The 17,063-nt window shown below is 60.7% G+C and carries 16 protein-coding genes; 15 read left to right on the top strand and 1 reads right to left on the bottom strand.

Going from position 1 to position 17,063, the window contains the following annotated elements:
- The first annotated feature begins 170 nt into the window (after nucleotides 1–170).
- The 8 genes from ACM5SV_RS24245 to ACM5SV_RS24210 all read left to right on the top strand — a co-directional run bounded on the left by ACM5SV_RS24245 (nucleotide 171) and on the right by ACM5SV_RS24210 (nucleotide 7,005).
- The gene (locus ACM5SV_RS24245; RefSeq protein WP_164902768.1) at nucleotides 171–338 is read left to right on the top strand and encodes a hypothetical protein; all 168 of its coding nucleotides are present in this window, start codon (nucleotides 171–173) and stop codon (nucleotides 336–338) included.
- A gap of 24 nt (nucleotides 339–362) precedes the next feature.
- Nucleotides 363–827: an NUDIX domain-containing protein gene (locus ACM5SV_RS24240; RefSeq protein WP_128438824.1), complete on the top strand. Its 465-nt coding sequence runs from the start codon at nucleotides 363–365 to the stop codon at nucleotides 825–827.
- A gap of 173 nt (nucleotides 828–1,000) precedes the next feature.
- Nucleotides 1,001–1,282, top strand: coding sequence for a hypothetical protein (locus tag ACM5SV_RS24235; RefSeq protein ID WP_020487077.1), 282 nt, complete (start codon nucleotides 1,001–1,003; stop codon nucleotides 1,280–1,282).
- Between the two features lie 273 nt (nucleotides 1,283–1,555).
- On the top strand, nucleotides 1,556–2,422 hold the full coding sequence (locus ACM5SV_RS24230) for a DMT family transporter (RefSeq protein WP_128438825.1): 867 nt from the start codon (nucleotides 1,556–1,558) through the stop codon (nucleotides 2,420–2,422).
- Between the two features lie 167 nt (nucleotides 2,423–2,589).
- On the top strand, nucleotides 2,590–3,504 hold the full coding sequence (locus ACM5SV_RS24225) for an ABC transporter permease (protein WP_012755654.1): 915 nt from the start codon (nucleotides 2,590–2,592) through the stop codon (nucleotides 3,502–3,504).
- A gap of 3 nt (nucleotides 3,505–3,507) precedes the next feature.
- Nucleotides 3,508–4,434: an ABC transporter permease gene (locus ACM5SV_RS24220; RefSeq protein WP_222051636.1), complete on the top strand. Its 927-nt coding sequence runs from the start codon at nucleotides 3,508–3,510 to the stop codon at nucleotides 4,432–4,434.
- Nucleotides 4,427–6,061 (top strand): ABC transporter ATP-binding protein, encoded by a 1,635-nt coding sequence (locus ACM5SV_RS24215; RefSeq protein ID WP_128406695.1) that lies wholly within the window; start codon nucleotides 4,427–4,429, stop codon nucleotides 6,059–6,061. Before ACM5SV_RS24220 ends, ACM5SV_RS24215 begins: the two co-directional genes overlap by 8 nt.
- Nucleotides 6,058–7,005, top strand: a complete 948-nt coding sequence (locus tag ACM5SV_RS24210; RefSeq protein WP_128449357.1) for a 2-hydroxyacid dehydrogenase — start codon at nucleotides 6,058–6,060, stop codon at nucleotides 7,003–7,005. Before ACM5SV_RS24215 ends, ACM5SV_RS24210 begins: the two co-directional genes overlap by 4 nt.
- A gap of 25 nt (nucleotides 7,006–7,030) precedes the next feature.
- On the opposite strand, the gene ACM5SV_RS24205 is transcribed toward ACM5SV_RS24210, so the two are convergent.
- Entirely contained in the window at nucleotides 7,031–7,750 is a 720-nt protein-coding gene (locus tag ACM5SV_RS24205) for a GntR family transcriptional regulator (RefSeq protein ID WP_003562449.1), read from the bottom strand.
- 143 nt (nucleotides 7,751–7,893) lie between these two features.
- Here ACM5SV_RS24205 and araD point away from each other — a divergent pair, with 143 nt between their 5' ends.
- The 7 genes from araD (at nucleotide 7,894) to ACM5SV_RS24170 (ending at nucleotide 17,021) form a co-directional block, all read left to right on the top strand.
- Nucleotides 7,894–9,630: an L-arabinonate dehydratase gene (gene araD, locus ACM5SV_RS24200; protein WP_017996183.1), complete on the top strand. Its 1,737-nt coding sequence runs from the start codon at nucleotides 7,894–7,896 to the stop codon at nucleotides 9,628–9,630.
- 9 nt (nucleotides 9,631–9,639) lie between these two features.
- Nucleotides 9,640–10,830 carry an L-talarate/galactarate dehydratase gene (locus tag ACM5SV_RS24195; protein WP_128438827.1) on the top strand — a complete coding sequence of 397 codons (1,191 nt, stop codon included), beginning with the start codon at nucleotides 9,640–9,642 and terminating at the stop codon, nucleotides 10,828–10,830.
- A 20-nt stretch (nucleotides 10,831–10,850) separates the two neighbouring features.
- Entirely contained in the window at nucleotides 10,851–11,561 is a 711-nt protein-coding gene (locus tag ACM5SV_RS24190) for a ribonuclease activity regulator RraA (protein WP_128438828.1), read from the top strand.
- Nucleotides 11,562–11,741: 180 nt separating this feature from the next.
- Nucleotides 11,742–13,259 (top strand): aldehyde dehydrogenase (NADP(+)), encoded by a 1,518-nt coding sequence (locus ACM5SV_RS24185; protein ID WP_012755647.1) that lies wholly within the window; start codon nucleotides 11,742–11,744, stop codon nucleotides 13,257–13,259.
- A 17-nt stretch (nucleotides 13,260–13,276) separates the two neighbouring features.
- Nucleotides 13,277–14,182 carry a 5-dehydro-4-deoxyglucarate dehydratase gene (locus ACM5SV_RS24180; protein WP_012755646.1) on the top strand — a complete coding sequence of 302 codons (906 nt, stop codon included), beginning with the start codon at nucleotides 13,277–13,279 and terminating at the stop codon, nucleotides 14,180–14,182.
- A gap of 186 nt (nucleotides 14,183–14,368) precedes the next feature.
- The gene (locus ACM5SV_RS24175) at nucleotides 14,369–15,889 is read left to right on the top strand and encodes an ABC transporter substrate-binding protein (RefSeq protein WP_012755645.1); all 1,521 of its coding nucleotides are present in this window, start codon (nucleotides 14,369–14,371) and stop codon (nucleotides 15,887–15,889) included.
- A gap of 70 nt (nucleotides 15,890–15,959) precedes the next feature.
- Nucleotides 15,960–17,021 carry an Ldh family oxidoreductase gene (locus ACM5SV_RS24170; RefSeq protein WP_222051637.1) on the top strand — a complete coding sequence of 354 codons (1,062 nt, stop codon included), beginning with the start codon at nucleotides 15,960–15,962 and terminating at the stop codon, nucleotides 17,019–17,021.
- Nucleotides 17,022–17,063 lie beyond the last annotated feature (42 nt).

Genomic DNA, 17,063 nt, shown 5'->3' with positions numbered 1-17,063 from the left:
TCGTATCGTCCAGGTGGACAACCGAAATTTAACTATATCACTTGTCGCAAGAAGGCCCAGCGCTCGAATGTGGGTTCGGCATGCCATTTGGCCCTCCGACCGGCGTCGAGAGCTTGCCGGTATCGATTGCCGCTCCTATCTTATTTAGAACAGACTAATGGAGCAACGAGATGGCGGAGCTTGTGGCCGACACTCTAATCGACACGACGATCGAGATCATTCCACCGGAAGACACAAAGGAACAACCGGATAGTCGTGCTTGCCTTTGCTGCAAGCGCCGGCGTCGGTGGATGGACGAGGACGGCTGCGGCATCTGTGAGGAATGCCTGGCCTCGTGATCGACGCAAGAAGGGCACAACACGATGGTCATCCGTAGCGCCGGACTTCTGCTATACCGACGTGTTTCCAGGGACATCGAAGTGCTTCTCGTCCATCCGGGCGGTCCTTTCTGGGCTAAGAAAGACGAGGCTGCGTGGTCGATCCCGAAGGGGTTGATCGAACCTGGAGAAGATGAGCTCGCGGCGGCAATAAGGGAAACTGCCGAAGAGCTGGGGGTAGCAGTCGATGGCAGGTTCACACCGTTGGGCGAATACCGACAACCTGGCGGAAAGATGGTTGTCGCGTGGTCGATCGAAGCCGATCCGGTACTGGACGTGAACGCGATACAGAGTTCCGAGTTTGAAATGGAATGGCCACCACGGTCAGGCCGGGTAAAGAGCTTTCCGGAGGTCGATCGCGCGGGATGGTTTTCCCCGCCCTACGCAGCCATAAAGCTGTTGAAAGGGCAGCGACCGATGCTTGCCGACCTCCTGACCCATCTGGAATGATCGGCCCGAAATTATTGATTGAGCCGTCCGATCTCGCTTCACTCATGCGTGAGGTGCGCGGCAGCCATGAGTTGCTTCTGAAAACAACCATCCTATCTGACAGTCACCGCCACGTCACTGAAATCGAGAAAACGGAGCTGCGATCCGCCTTGAGCACACGCGAGGAGACAATCATGAACGGCATTTCCAAAACCCTGAACGACATGACGCTCGTCGAACGCTCGAGCCTGCTCGACACCGTCGCCGACGCCTTGGAAGCAACGGCCGAGGAGGCGGAAGGGGAGGGCGACGCCCGCTTCGTCGCCAACTCCATCTGCGTCGCCAATACGATTCGCGGTCTATCCGGCGATCTCACGCCGCGCGATCTGCAGGCCGCCGAGTTACTCCTTGAGCAGGGCATCATGCTCGTCCACCAGTTCTCGAACCGGGCGAAAACGAACGGAGTGATCCACTAGCGGGGGCGAGGGCGGCCCCGTCAGCAGTGCGCTCTGTCAGTGTGGACGGCGGCCGATGGATTGAGATAAAGCCGTTAATCCGCGCCGGAGATAATGGATGCTGCCGGCCCCTGGCAAGAATGAGCGGTCTCAGCCGCGGCAAACCGTTGGGAGACCGGAGATTAGCAGACACGCCAGGAAGGCTTTATTTCCAATGGATTGCCGGTTCAACGCGCAGCTGTATCGAATGGCCCATATAGCAGGGTTCACCCTTGTTCGATCAGGAGAAGCGTGATGCAGCCTGGTCGCACGGGCCTTGCCGTCTGCTTGATGGTGGCCGCCGCTTTTTTAAATAGTTTCGACGCAGTCATTGTGCGTTTGCTGGCCGGCGAGGTGCATCCATTGATGATCGGCTTTTTCCGGTCGTTTTTCGGGCTTCTTGTCGTCACGCCCTGGATCGTGTCGCGGGTCGACCTGAAATCCTCTCCCTATCGTGTTCTGCATGTCGTGCGTGCGGGTCTGAAGCTTGCCTCACTGGTTGCTTTGTTCGTCGCCTTTGCCCACGCGCCACTCGCCGATGCCACGGCGATCAATTTCACCATGCCCATGTTTCTCGTTCTCGGTGCGTGGCTGGTGCTCAAGGAACATGTCGGCATCTCCAGCGTGGCCGGCATTGTCGCAGGTTTTATCGGCGTCATGATCATCATTCGCCCTGGAGCGTCCGGTTTCGACCAATGGCTGCTTTTTGCGCTGGCAGGAGCGGTCTTGACGGCGGCCAGCCAATTGATGCTCCGGCGGATGGCATTGAGGGATAGTGCCGACCGGCTGGTTGCATGGAATCTGATAGCGACGGTACCGCTTGGCCTGATCGTTATGCTGCCGGTCTGGTCGATGCCGACCTGGAGCCAACTCGGACTGCTTGCCCTCCAAGGGGCACTCGGCGCACTCAACATGACGCTGATCACGCGCGCCTTCAGTATGGCGACCGCAAGCGTTCTGGCACCGCTCGACTTTCTCCGACTGCCCGTCGTCGCCCTTATGGCCTTCTCATTTTTCGCGGAAGTTCCAGCCGTACAGACGTGGATCGGCGCGGCTGTGATCTTCGGCGCGGCCATTATTGGAACCCGCGGCATGACATGGCGACGCAAGCCGCCGCGATAAGCCCCGATCATTTTTGGGGTTCACAAAAATTCTAGATGCACTAATATTTCAGTTACAGGGACTGGTCGTCGAGCCGTGCCTGTTGCCGGAGGGGTATCACAGGCAGCACAAACGAAGACGAAAAACCGGACATCACGACCCCATGGGGTTCACTCGGGAGGAGTGGCATGAAGAGTTTCATCGGCAAACGCGCGATCGCCAGTGGCGTATCGCTCGTGGTGCTTATCGTCATCGTGTTCTTCCTGTCCCGGCTGACGGGCGATCCGACCGACCTCTATCTGCCGATCGATGCGACCACCGAAATGCGCCAGCAATTCCGTGAGATGAACGGTTTCAACGATCCGTTGATCATCCAGTTCGGCCGTTATGTCTCGGATCTTGCCCAGGGCAATTTCGGTCAGTCACTGCGGCAGGCCCGTCCGGCCATGGATGTCGTGCTGGAGGCCTTCGTCTGGACCTTCTGGCTGGCTGCCATCACCATGGTGCTGGTCACGATCGCCGCGATCGTCATCGGTTCGCTTGCGGCGTTTCGCGTCGGCGGCGTCTTCGACCGTCTTGCCACTTTCTTCTCGCTGATCGGCGCTGCGGCGCCGGATTTCTGGCTGGCCATCGTGGCAATCGTCATTTTCGCCGTTAAACTGCATGTCCTGCCGACATCGGGAACGGGAACTTTCTGGCACTGGGTCCTGCCGGTCAGCGTGCTGTTCATCCGGCCTTTCGGCCTGATCCTGCAGGTGGTCCGAGGCTCGATGATCAGTGTTCTGTCTTCCGCCTATGTGAAGACGGCCCGCGCCAAGGGGGTCCGCTCGAACTCAATCATCTTCATTCACGGACTGCGCAACGCCATGCTGCCGGTGATCACAGTCATCGGCGACCAGGCGGCCGCCATCTTGAACGGTGCCGTCGTCGTCGAGACGGTGTTTGGCTTTCCTGGAATCGGCAAGCTAATGATCGATTCCATCCTGCTTCGCGATTTCGCCGTCGTGCTGGCCGTCATCATGGTCTCGGCACTGGCGATCTTCATCATGAACCTGTTGATCGACATCGCCTATGCGCTGCTCGATCCGCGCATCCGGTATTGAGCGATGACGATGGCCGACACACAAATCCTCGCCGAGAAAAAACCAAGCGGCCCGATCGGGCGCTGGCTGACGATGCTGTGGGCGGACAAGCTCGCTTTCTTCGCGGCTCTGTTCCTCTTGATCGTTCTGCTCTGTGCGCTGTTTGGCCCGCTCCTGCTGGAAGCCATCGCCACCAAGCAGAACCTGCGGGGCCGGAACGCGCCGCCGTTCGATATCACCCGCGGAATGCTTTATGTCCTCGGCGCCGATGCGCTGGGCAGGCCGCTTCTTGCCCGCGTTATCGTGGCGGCGCAAAACACCATCCTGGTTGCCGCGGCAGCCGTGCTTGCATCATCCGTCGTCGGGACGGCGCTCGGTCTGGTCGCAGGTTACAGCCGCTCTTCTGCTGCTCAATGGATCATGCGCCTCGGCGACGTCATCATGTCCTTTCCGTCGCTGCTTCTGGCGGTGATCGTGCTCTACATGCTCGAGCCCTCGGTCACCAATATCGTCCTCGTCCTGGCGATCACCCGCATTCCCATCTATCTGCGCACCACGCGCGCCGAAGTGCTGGAAGTGCGCGAGCGGATGTTCGTGCAGGCGGCGAAGGTGATGGGAGCATCGTATTGGCGGATTGTCTTCCATCACATCCTGCCGGTGATCTTCCCCACGCTGGTGACCATCGCGACGCTCGATTTCGCCTTCGTCATGCTGGCCGAATCCTCCCTGTCATTCCTTGGAATCGGCATTCAGGCGCCGGAGATCACCTGGGGTCTCATGGTTGCGCAAGGAGGACCCTATCTCACCAATGCCTGGTGGCTTTCCTTCTGGCCGGGCCTTGCAATCATTCTGACGACGCTGTCGCTGAACCTTCTGTCGAATTGGCTGCGCATCGCGCTCGATCCGACACAACGCTGGCGCCTTGAAATGAGGGGCAGGAAAAATGGCTGAACATCTTTTGGAAGTGCGTGACCTCTCGGTCGAGTTCCACACCGCCAGCGGGACCGTCAAGGCGGTGCAGGATGTCAGTTGGCATCTCGATCGCGGCGAGACGCTGGCGATCCTCGGGGAAAGCGGTTCGGGCAAATCCGTGTCGGCCTCGGCGATCATGAACCTGATCGACATGCCACCCGGCAAGATCACCAGCGGCACAATCCTCCTCAATGGGCGCGACATGCTGAAAATGACGCCCGAGGAGCGGCGCTCGATCAACGGTGCCAAGATCGCCATGATCTTTCAAGACCCGCTCGCCCACCTCAATCCGGTCTATCCGGTCGGCTGGCAAATCACCGAGATGATGACGACGCATGGCCAGTCGGCGGAGCGCGCCGGCGCGAGGGCGCTCGAATTGATCGGGCGCGTCGGCATAACCGATCCGCAGGCGGCAATGCGAAAGTATCCATTCCAGTTCTCCGGCGGCCAGCGGCAACGCCTGATGATCGCCATGGCGATCGCCTGCAAGCCCGATATCCTGATCGCGGATGAACCCACCACCGCGCTTGATGTGACGGTGCAGGCGCAGGTGCTCGAACTTCTGCAGGAGTTGCAGCAGGAAACCGGCATGGGCCTGTTGCTGATCACCCACGATTTGGGCGTCGTTGCCGAGATCGCCGACCGGGTGGTGGTGATGAATTCCGGCTGCGTGGTCGAAACCGGCAATGCGGCCGAAGTCTATCGCAACCCGCAGAACGCCTATACGAAGAAGCTGATAGCTGCCGCGCCGGGGAAGGGTGCGATGGCGCAAGAGCGTGACCGGCAGGGCGAGCCGTTGTTGCGCGCCATCGGCTTGAAAAAGAGTTTCGGCGCATTCCAGGCGCTGAAGGGCGTGGATTTCGTCATCATGCCCGGCGAGACGGTTGCCGTTGTCGGCGAGAGCGGTTCCGGCAAGTCGACCCTTGCCCGGGCAATCGTTCGCCTCGATGATCCGCAGGAGGGCCAGGTTCTCTATCGCGGCAACGATCTGCTTGCGATGACCCCCAGAGAAATATTCGGGCTGCGTCGCGATTTGCAGATGGTCTTTCAGGATCCGACCCAGTCACTGAACCCGCGGATGAGCGTGTTCCGGTTGATTTCAGAGGCCTGGGTCATTCACCCGGATATCCTGCCGAAAGCGAGATGGAAGGAGAGAGTGGCCGAACTGCTGGTCAAGGTTGGCCTGAAACCGGATATGGCCGACCGGTATCCACATCAGTTTTCCGGCGGCCAGCGCCAGCGCATCGCGATTGCCCGGGCGCTGGCGATGGAGCCGAAACTGATCATCTGCGACGAGGCGGTTTCGGCGCTCGACGTGTCGATCCAGGCGCAGGTAATCGCCTTGCTTGAGGGCCTGCGTCGCGAATTCGGCCTGTCCTACCTCTTCATTGCGCACGACCTGCCGGTGGTTCGCGATTTCGCCGATCGTGTCATCGTCATGAAGGCCGGCGAGATTGTCGAGGAGGGGCCGGTCGAACAGATCTTCACCGCGCCCTCCCACCCCTACACGCAGGCACTTCTTGCCGCGAGCCTCGACCCCGATCCGGAGATCCAGGCCACCCGACGCGCCGCCCGCCAACGACAGGAAGGACTCGTTTCCGCATGAAGCCCGATGTCATCGTCGCCTATCCGCTCCGGCCCCATCAGATGGCGATCCTGGAGGAGACCTACACGCTGCACCGGCTGGATCTTGTCAAAGGCGAAGAGCGCGATGCTCTCTTGCGGGAAGCCGGCCCGATCGCTTCCGCCCTGGTCTGCAACGGCCATGTGACGATCGACGAAGCCTTGCTTTCGAAATTGCCGGCATTAAAGCTCGCCGCCTGTTCCTCGGCTGGCTACGACCAGATGGACGTCGAGGCGATGACACGGCGCGGCATCAAGCTCACCAACACATCCGAGGTGCTGTGCGACGACGTTGCTGACATGGCACTGCTTCTGATGCTGGCGGCACGCCGGCGCCTGCCGGAAGGCGATCGCTATGTGCGCTCCGGCGATTGGGGGCAGAAGGGCATGATGCCGCTGACGACATCGACGTGGGGCAAGAAGGCCGGGATCGTCGGCCTCGGCCGCATCGGGATGGCGATTGCCAAGCGATGCGAAGCTGTCGGGCTGACGGTCGGCTATTATGGAAGGACGAAGAAAGCCGGCAACGATTTTGCCTATTTCGACACGCCGGTCAAACTTGCGGACTGGGCCGATATCCTGATCGTCGCGACGCCTGGCGGGGCCTCGACCGAAGGATTGATTTCGGCGGACGTGCTGAATGCGCTCGGACCGACGGGCAGCTTCATCAACATTGCCCGGGGCACCGTGGTCGACGAGCCGGCCTTGATCAAGGCCTTGCAGGAAAAGCGGATCGCCTCGGCCGGCATCGATGTCTACCTCAACGAACCCAATCCCGATCCGCGCTTTGCAGCGCTCGACAACGTTGTGCTCTATCCCCATCATGCCAGCGGTACCGAGGAAACGCGCGACAGGATGGCGCAATTGACGGTCGACAACCTTGCCGCCTTCTTCGCAGGCAGGCCGCTGCTGACGCCGGTCAATTGATCCGGCAAACCCGCGGCGCGGCAGATCAGACGAAGTAGTCCGGGAACTCCTTCCTGAGGTCTTCCACTTTTGCGACGGTTTGGCTGAGATGTTCACGGATTGCATCGACCGCACCCTGTTCGTTGCGCGCGGCAATCGCATCGATGATGGCGTGGTGCCCATCGAGAATGCTGACGATCTTGCCCTTCTCGGGCAGATGCAGGCGACGAATGCGCTCGAGATGGCCGGACCGCTCGCGTATCAACTGGTGGAGGCTGCTGCGCTTTGCGCCTGCGAACAATGTCTGGTGAAAGAGCTCGTCGAGTTCCTGGAAGATCGCGACCTGATCGACGTCGTCGGCGACTGCCGCCTGCATCTTGATGATCGACCGGGCGCGGGTAACGACGCTCGGATCCGGATCCGGATCGGTTGCGAGGCGGCGGCAAACTTCCGTTTCCAGCGCCACGCGAAGGAAATGTGCCTCGTAAATCTGCAGGACGTCGATCCTGGTCACCACAGTGCGGGACTGCGGATAAATGCGAACCAGACCCTCCTGTTTGAGGAGCTGCAATGCGTCGCGGATGGGCGTCTGGCTGACTTCATAAGTCTCGGTGAGCTCAGTGCGCGACAGTGTGGTGTCCGGCGGCAGCTGAATAGTAATGATACGCTTTCGCAGGTCATCATAGACCCGCTGGACGGTACTGCCGGCAACGACTGGAAAGCCGGGCGCGGTCAGGCCGAATGTAGAGGCGAACTGGGAATTCATCTGAGGCGTCCTATTCGAGTCCATTCATAGCTTTGCATGACCTAATGCACAAGAACGCAAACTTGCCATTGATATATATGTCAAACTAAAATATCAGTTGGTGCAAACGCTGAAGTAAGCAAGCGAAAAGGTGGGAGAAAGCCGTGACCGCGAGGAAAACCTACGAGCAATTGCGGTCCGCCCGATGGATGCTGCCGGATGATCAACGCTCGTTCGGCCACCGGTCGCGGACCATGCAGATGGGTTACGCGCCGGAGGATTGGCAGGGAAAGCCGATCATTGCCGTGATCAACACCTGGTCCGATGCGCAGCCGTGCCACATGCATTTCCGTGAACGCGCCGAATGGGTGAAGCGGGGAATTCTTCAGTCGGGTGGGTTCCCCATGGAACTGCCCGCTCTTTCCCTTTCCGAAAACTTCGTCAAGCCGACCACGATGCTCTATCGCAATATGCTGGCGATGGAGACTGAGGAACTGCTGCGGAGCCATCCTGTCGATGGCGCCGTTCTGATGGGTGGCTGCGACAAGACCACACCAGGCCTTGTCATGGGCGCAGTCAGCATGGGCATTCCCTTCATTTATCTGCCGGCCGGCCCGATGCTTCGCGGCAACTATGCCGGCAAGACGCTGGGTTCTGGTACCGACGGCTTCAAATATTGGGACGAGCGCCGCGCCGGCACGATCACCCAGGAGGAGTGGCAGGGCATCGAAGGCGGGATCGCCCGCAGTTACGGCCATTGCATGACCATGGGCACGGCGTCGACGATGACGGCGATCGCCGAGGCTATGGGGTTGACGCTGCCGGGCGCATCCTCGATCCCGGCTGCCGACGCCAACCACCAGCGCATGTCTGCGGCCTGTGGCCGGCGCATCGTCGATATGGTGTGGGAGGATCTGACACCGGACCAGATCATCACTCCGGCGGCCGTCGACAACGCGGTCACGGTCGCCATGGCGACCGGCTGCTCCACCAATGCCATCATACACCTGATCGCCATGGCGCGACGCGCCGGCGTCCCGCTGGAGCTCGATGATCTCGATCGCATCGGTCGTACGACGCCGGTTCTCGCCAACATCCGGCCTTCCGGTTCGACCTATCTGATGGAGGATTTCTTTTATGCCGGCGGCTTGCGCGCCCTGATGAAGCAGCTCGGCGACAAGCTGGATCCCAGCGCGATTACCGTTATGGGAAAACCCTTGGTGGATGGTCTCGACCAGGTGAAGATCTACAATGACGACGTTATCCGGCCATTGTCGAACCCGGTCTATCACGAAGGTTCGCTGGCCGTGCTCAAGGGAAACCTGTGTCCCGACGGCGCGGTCATCAAACCGGCGGCCTGCGACCCAAAATTCCATCGTCATTGTGGCCCGGCGCTGGTCGCCGACAGCTATGCGGAGATGAAGAAGATCATCGACGATCCCGACTATCCGCTGACGCCGGACACGGTTCTCGTTCTCCGCAATGCCGGCCCACAGGGCGGACCAGGCATGCCGGAATGGGGCATGATCCCGATGCCAAAGGCGCTGTTGAAACTCGGCCTGCGCGACATGGTACGCATCTCGGACGCCCGCATGTCCGGAACCAGTTTCGGCGCCTGCGTGCTGCATGTCGCACCGGAATCTTATGTTGGCGGGCCTCTGGCGCTGCTGAGGACGGGGGACATGGTCGAGCTTGATATTCCGGCACGCAGCCTCAATATGCTGGTTTCCGAAGAAGAGATCACAGCGCGGCGGGCCGCCTGGGTGGCGCCGACGCGGCATTATGAACGCGGTTACGGCTTTATGTTCTCCGGGCATATCGAGCAGGCCGACAAAGGCTGCGACTTTGATTTCCTGACAACCGAATTCGGTGGCAAGACGCCGGAACCGGCCATCAACTGAGGCACCACGATGTTTGATCCCAATCAACGCACGATCCCCGCACAGCCGCCCAAGGCTGGCTTCGCTGCCGGTCCGTCCAAACTGGACGCCATCCGATCGGTCACCCTGTCGCTCGCTTACCTGCCTTTGGCGCGGCCGATCAGCGATGCCAAGGTGTTGACCGGCCGGCAGAAGCCGCTGACCCAGGTGGCCTTTCTATTTTGCGAGATCGTCTCCGAGGCTGGCCATAGTGGGCTTGGTTTCAGTTACTCGAAGCGGGCAGGCGGACCTGCGCTTTATGCACATGCCTGCGAGCTTGCCGACAACCTGATCGGCGAAGACCCCAACGATACCGCGCGCATCTGGGACAAGCTCTGCTGGGCCGGGGCCTCGGTCGGCCGCTCCGGCATTGCAACGCAGGCAATCGCCGCCATCGACATCTGCCTCTGGGACCTCAAGGCGAAACGCGCCGGCCTGCCGCTTGCAAAACTGCTTGGCGCGCATCGCGACAGTGTCGCCTGCTACAACACCTCCGGCGGCTTCCTGTCATCGAGCGTCGAGGAAATCCGCGATGCCATCGACCACTCGATCGCTTCCGGTATAGGCGGCATCAAGATCAAGGTCGGACAGCCGGACCCGATGATCGACCTTCGCCGGCTTGATGCGGTGACCAGCCATATCGATGGCCGTGTCCCGTTGATGGTCGATGCAAACCAGCAATGGGACCGCACGACGGCCTTGCGTTTCGGCCGGCTGGTCGAACCGCTCAACCTCGAATGGATCGAAGAGCCGCTCGATGCCTACGACGCCGAGGGCCATGCGGCACTGGCACGCGAACTCGCCACGCCGATCGCCACCGGCGAAATGCTGGCAAGCGCCGACGAACACATGGCGCTGATCCGGGCCGATGCGGTCGACTTCATTCAGCCGGATGCGCCGCGGGTCGGCGGCATCACGCCCTTTCTGCGCATCTGCACACACGCCGAGGCGAAACGTATGCGCCTGGCCCCGCATTTCGCCATGGAAATCCATCTGCACCTGGCCGCCGCTTATGCGCATGAGCCGTGGGTAGAGCATTTCGATTGGCTGGCGCCACTGTTTAACGAACAACTCGAGATCAAGGACGGCCGGATGATCGTGCCGGCCCGTCCGGGGCTCGGCTGCAGCCTGACGGGCAAAGCCCGCGACTGGACCGTGGAAACGCGCAGTTTCGGCGCCTGAATGAGAACGAGGAGAAGCAAATGAACCCCGCAACCCGTGATAAACTGATGGGTGTCTCTGTCGCAACGCTCTGTTCGGCACTGTTCAAGCGCGGTCTGAGAAACCAGACGATCCAGGATGTTCGGCCGGTGCAGCCAAAGGGCCGCAATATGGTCGGACCAGCCTTTACGCTGCGTTACATGCCGGCGCGCGAAGACCGTAACGCAATGAATGTCTTTCGCAACCCGAAACATCCGCAACGGCTCGCCATCGAGACGTGCCCGGAAGGCTTTGTTCTGGTGATGGACAGCCGCAAGGATCCGCGCGCAGCCTCTGCCGGCGACATCCTGATTACCCGCCTGATGATGCGCGGCGGCGGCGGCGTCGTCACCGATGGCGGCTTCCGGGACGCCATGACCATCGGCGGTCTTGATATCCCCGCCTATCACAATCGTCCCTCCAGCCCGACGAACCTGACGCTGCACGAGGCAATCGACATCAATGTGCCGATAGGCTGTGGCGATGTGGCGGTCTTCCCCGGCGACATCATGGTTGGCGACGACGACAGCGTGATCGTCATCCCTGCTGAGATCGCCGACGAGATCGCTGATGAAGCGGTCGAGATGACCGCTTACGAAGATTTCGTCACCGAGCGCGTCAAGCAAGGTCATACGATCATCGGCCTCTACCCGGCCACCGACGAAAGCAATCTGACGCTCTTTGCCGAATGGCGGAAGGCGAATGGCCGCTAGAGCATGATGCCGAAAAGTGTGAGCGGTTTTCGGACGACATCATGCTCTACCTATTTAATTTAGAACAGGATTCAGATTTTAGGCCGACTTGGCCTAAAATCATCCTGTTCTAAGGCGACCCAAACTTGGACAACACTTCACGCATCAGGACGGAGCGAGGCTCCGCCGAGGAGAAGAACAATGAGCTGGACCCCTTCAGGCAGGCATTTCATCGCCGGCGAGTGGATTGCCGGAACGACGACATTTCGGTCAGAGCCGGCGCATGGGCAGGCACATGACTTTGCTGTCGGCACAACGGAACTGGTCGACCGCGCCTGCCGCGCCGCCGAAGCTGCTTTTGCAGTGTTTTCGGCAACGACACGCGAGGAGCGCGGCATTTTCCTCGAGGCAATCGCCGAGGAGATCGACAAGCGCGGCGAGGCCGTCACCCTCATCGGAACGCAGGAAACCGGGCTTCCGGAGGGCCGGCTCAACGGCGAACGCGCCCGCACCACCGGCCAACTCAAACTGTTTGCCGACCATATCCGCAAGGGCGCGCATCTCGACGCACGCGTCGACGCAGCCCAACCCGATCGGCAGCCGGCGCCGCGGCCCGAGATCCGTCTGGTGCAACGGCCGATCGGCCCGGTCGCCGTCTTCGGCGCTTCGAATTTTCCGCTGGCATTCTCGACGGCCGGCGGCGATACGGCAGCCGCGCTTGCCGCGGGCTGCCCGGTCGTGGTGAAGGGACATTCGGCCCATCCCGGCACAGGTGAGATCATTGCCGAGGCGATTGCAGCCGCTATCGAGCGCACTGGAATGCCGGCCGGCGTCTTCAGCCTGATCCAGGGCGGCCGTCGTGATGTCGGAACGGCGCTGGTGACGCACCCGGCCATCAAAGCCGTTGGCTTTACCGGTTCACTTGCCGGCGGAAGGGCGCTCTTTGACCTTTGCGCCCAGCGCCCTGAGCCGATCCCCTTTTTCGGGGAACTCGGCAGCGTTAATCCGATGTTCCTGCTGCCGGCCGCTACCGCTGCCCGGGCCGAGGCAATCGGTTCAGGCTGGGCCGGTTCACTGACGCTTGGTGCCGGCCAGTTCTGCACCAAACCCGGCATCGCCGTCGTCGTCGATGGGCCGGAAGCGGACAAGTTCACCAGTGCCGCCAAGGCGGCTCTTGAAAAGGTGGCGCCGCAGACGATGCTGACCAAAGGCATCGCCTCGGCCTATCACGAAGGTGTCGAGCGCATGCGGACAAGCAATGCTGTCGCGCCGGTTCTGGCGGCACAGAGTGCTGGCCGCGAAGCAACGCCGAACCTGTTCGAGACCAACGGCTCGGCCTGGCTTGCCGATCACTCGCTCAGCGAAGAAGTATTCGGTCCTCTCGGCCTCGTCGTGCGCGTCGGCTCGCCTGAAAAGTTGCTCACCCTTGCCGAAAGCTTTCAGGGACAGCTGACCGCGACGATCCATATGGACGACGCCGATCTGGGCCTTGCCCGCGACCTGCTGCCAATCCTCGAACGGAAGGCCGGCAGGGTGCTGGTCAACGGCTTTCCAACCGGCGTCGAGGTTGTCGATTCCATGGTGCATGGCGGACCCTACCCGGCCTCGACCAACTTCGGCGCGACCAGCGTCGGAACCATGTCGATCCGCAGGTTTTTGCGCCCCGTCGCCTATCAGAATTTCCCCGCCGACCTGTTGCCGCAAGACCTGCGCAACTGAAACCGAGGAGTACCAAATTGATCGCCCCGACGGAACTTCGCGAGATCATTCGCAACGGCCTGCTGTCTTTTCCCGTCACTCCTTTCGATGCCGAGGACCGGTTTGCCGCCAAGCCGTTTTCAGCGCATCTGGAATGGCTGTCGTCCTATCCCGTTGCCGGCCTGATCGTTGCCGGCGGCACCGGTGAGCTGTTCTCGCTGACGCCGGGCGAGGTGGTCGAGGTGGTAAAGGCCGCCCGCGCCGTATCCGGTGACGCGCCGGTTATTGCCGGATGCGGCTACGGCACGCGGATTGCCTGTGACATGGCGCGCGAGATCGAGGCGGCCGGTGGCGACGGCATTCTTCTGCTGCCGCATTACCTGACCGAGGCGCCGGCAGATGGCATCGCCGCGCGTGTACGGGCCGTCTGCAAGGCCACCAATATGGGCGTTATCGTTTATAATCGTGGCCAGGCGCGGGTTTCGGCCGAGCAGCTTGCTCAGCTTGCCGACGAATGCCCGAATCTGATCGGCTTCAAGGATGGAACCGGTGACATCGATACAGTGCGCCGTGTCACGATCGCGCTCGGCGACCGCCTTTCCTATATCGGCGGGATGCCGACACACGAACTGTTTGCCCAGGCCTATCGCGGAGCCGGCATGCCGACCTATTCCTCCGCGGTCTTCAATTTCGTGCCTGAAACGGCATTGAAATTCCACAAGGCATTCCTTGCCGGTGACGACGCTGCCTGTGAACAGATGCTGCGCGATTTCTACTATCCCTTTGCCCGTATTCGCGATCGCAAAGCCGGTTATGCGGTATCCGCGGTCAAGGCAGGCGTGCGATTGCGCGGCTTTGAGGCGGGACCGGTGCGGGCGCCGCTGACGGATCTCACCGACGAGGAAGTCGAGATGATGCGCCAACTGATTGCTTCGGCCCAGTAAAAATGAAGGGTTCCAGACACGGTTGAGGGCTCCGTGCTTCGGAGCGCCAGGGTTGAAGGCCGTCGCTAACTAGTATATTAGTGCACTTGTGCTTTGTAGAACTATGAGGAGATAGATGCCGGAGCACCGGAAACGGGACGCAGATTCACTGTGAGGAGCGCCAAAGGCGCATGGGAGGAGAACGAAATGAAACTGCATTTGTTAGCTGCCTGCTTTTCAACAACGGTGCTCGCGTTGAGCGGCGGTACGGCACACGCTCAGGATGCCAAGAGCAACGTCACTGTTGTGCTTGCCGAAACCGTCGATGTCGTCGAACCCTGTATGGCAGCGCGCCAGGACGTCGGCCGGGTCATTTCTGAAAACGTCAACGAGATGCTGGTGGAGTTCGACTACGTCAATGGCGGCCTCAAACCTCGCCTGGCGACGGAATGGTCGAAGATCGATGACGACACCTGGGAGTTCAAGCTGCGCCCGAATGTCAAATGGCACGATGGCAAGCCGTTCACCGCCAAGGATGTCCAATTCACCATCGAGCGCAACAAGAATAAGAAGCTCAGCTGTGAGACCGGCGGCAAATATTTCGGCGGCACGGAGTTCAGCTTCGAAACGCCCGATGCCAACACGATCCGCATTACAACAAAACCGGCGCAGCCGATTCTTCCGCTTCTGATGACGGTGATGGCTGTGGAATCGGCCGAGGCGACACCAGCCGACGAATTCACCCGCAAGCCGATTGGCACTGGCCCTTATACGTTCGACAAATGGGAAATCGGCCAGTCAATCGTGCTGAAACGCAATCCGGAATATTGGGGGGAGAAACCCCAGGTGGAACAGGCGACATATCTGTTCCGCTCAGACAGCGCCGTTGCAGCCGCCATGGTCGATGCTGGCGAAGCCGATATCGTTCCGGCCGTATCCGTACAGGATGCCACCAACAAGGAAACCGATTTCGCCTACCCGAATTCGGAAACGACATCGCTGCGCATCGATACGCGCGCAGCACCCCTTAACGACCGGCGCATCCGCGAAGCGATGAACCTCGCCATCGATCGTCAGGCGATGCTCGGAACGCTGTTCCCCGAACAGGCAAAGATCGCGACACAGCTCGTTGTGCCGACCACGATCGGTTACAATGCCGATATCCCCGCTTGGCCCTATGATCCCGAAAAAGCAAAGGAACTGGTCGCAGCAGCGAAAGCGGACGGCGTCCCGGTCGATCGTGAGATCCGTATCATCGGTCGCAATGGACAATATCCAAACGCAACCGAAGCGATGGAAGCGATGATGGCGATGCTTCAGGAAGTCGGCTTGAACGTAAAGCTCGACATGTATGACGTGTCCGTGTGGAACGGCTACTTCGTTGCACCCTTTGTCGCCGATTCCGGTCCGACGCTGACCCAGTCGCAGCACGACAATGCGACCGGCGACCCCGTCTTCACCGCATTCGTGAAATACGCGACCGACGGTTCCCACTCCATGGTTCGCGATCCGGCCGTTGACGCGCTGATCGCCAAGGCGACGTCTGCCACCGGCGACGAGCGCACAAAACTCTGGAAGGAGCTTTTCGCCAAGGTGAACACCGAAATCATCGCCGACATTCCGATGTTTCACATGGTCGGTTTCACCCGCGTCTCGCCGCGTCTCGACTTCAAGCCGACGATCGCGACGAATTCCGAACTGCAGCTGTCGCAGATCCGCTTCAAGTAAGCCGGTATGCCGCACTTAACCACGGGCCGCCGCAAACAGCGGCCCGTGCTTTCCATGACGTGAGGGAGAAATGCCGATGCCGCTGATTGACCGCATTGCCCTGACTCAATTCGCAAAGCAGATATTGACCCGCGCCGGCATGGAGGCCGACAAGGCCGAAACGACTGCCGCCATCCTGGTGGAAGGCGACATGATCGGCCACGAAACCCATGGCGTCAGTCTTTTGAGCTGGTATGTCGAGGCGTTGGAAGACGGCTCGCTGGCAAAGTCCGGCAGCTATGAGATCGTCAATGACCGCGGCGCAGCCTTTGTTTGGGACGGCAAATCCCTGCCGGGCGCATGGCTGCTGACGAAGGCGATCGAGCAGGCCTGCGAACGGGTCGGCGATCATGGCGTCGTCACCGCCGCGATCCGCAACTGCCACCATACCTGCGCGCTTTCAGCCTTCATGCGGCAGGTAACCGAACGGGGCCTCATCGTACAGCTGTCGGTCTCGCATCCCGCGGCGAGCCGCGTTGCGCCCTATGGCGGCACGAAGCCGCTTCTGACGCCCAACCCTATGGCGGCCGGCTTCCCGACATCTGCGGATCCGATCCTGATCGACGTCTCGGCCTCGATCACCACCACGACCATGACGCAAAACCTGGCGAAGGCCGGCAAGAAATTTCCTGAGGCCTGGGCTTTCACTGTCGCAGGCGAGCCGACCGATGATCCGCGCGAGGTGACGGAACGGGGCGGGACGATGATGCCTCTCGGCGGCCAGTTGAAGGGGCACAAGGGTTTTGGGCTCGGACTGATCGTCGAGTTGCTGGGGCAGGGGCTTTCCGGCAAGGGACGGGCGAACACGCCATCCGGTGTCTTTTCGCAAAGCGCCTTCCTTCAGGTCATCGATCCGGCCTTTTTTGCCGGGCTCGATGCCTTTACAGCGCAGTCTGACTTTCTCGCCTCTGCCTGCCGCAGCAATCCTCCGGCGCCCTGGAACAATGGCCCCGTTCGCATGCCGGGCGACAGCGCAGCGCAAAAGCGCCGCTCGGCGTTAGAAGAGGGCGTGCCGGTCGGCGATGCAGCTTGGCAAAAGCTTTGCAAACATGCCGAGATCCTAGGCTTGCCTATTCCCGACGTCACCGCGTGAGGAACACAACTCTGCTTCGAAATTTCTTATCGGTCACCGCAA

Origin of the sequence: Rhizobium sp. CRRU65 (genome assembly GCF_048551595.1) — a bacterium.
Classification (GTDB): domain Bacteria; phylum Pseudomonadota; class Alphaproteobacteria; order Rhizobiales; family Rhizobiaceae; genus Rhizobium; species Rhizobium leguminosarum_J.
The sequence above is the reverse complement of the archived record's forward strand: the minus strand, read 5'-3'. Positions and strand labels throughout refer to the sequence as shown.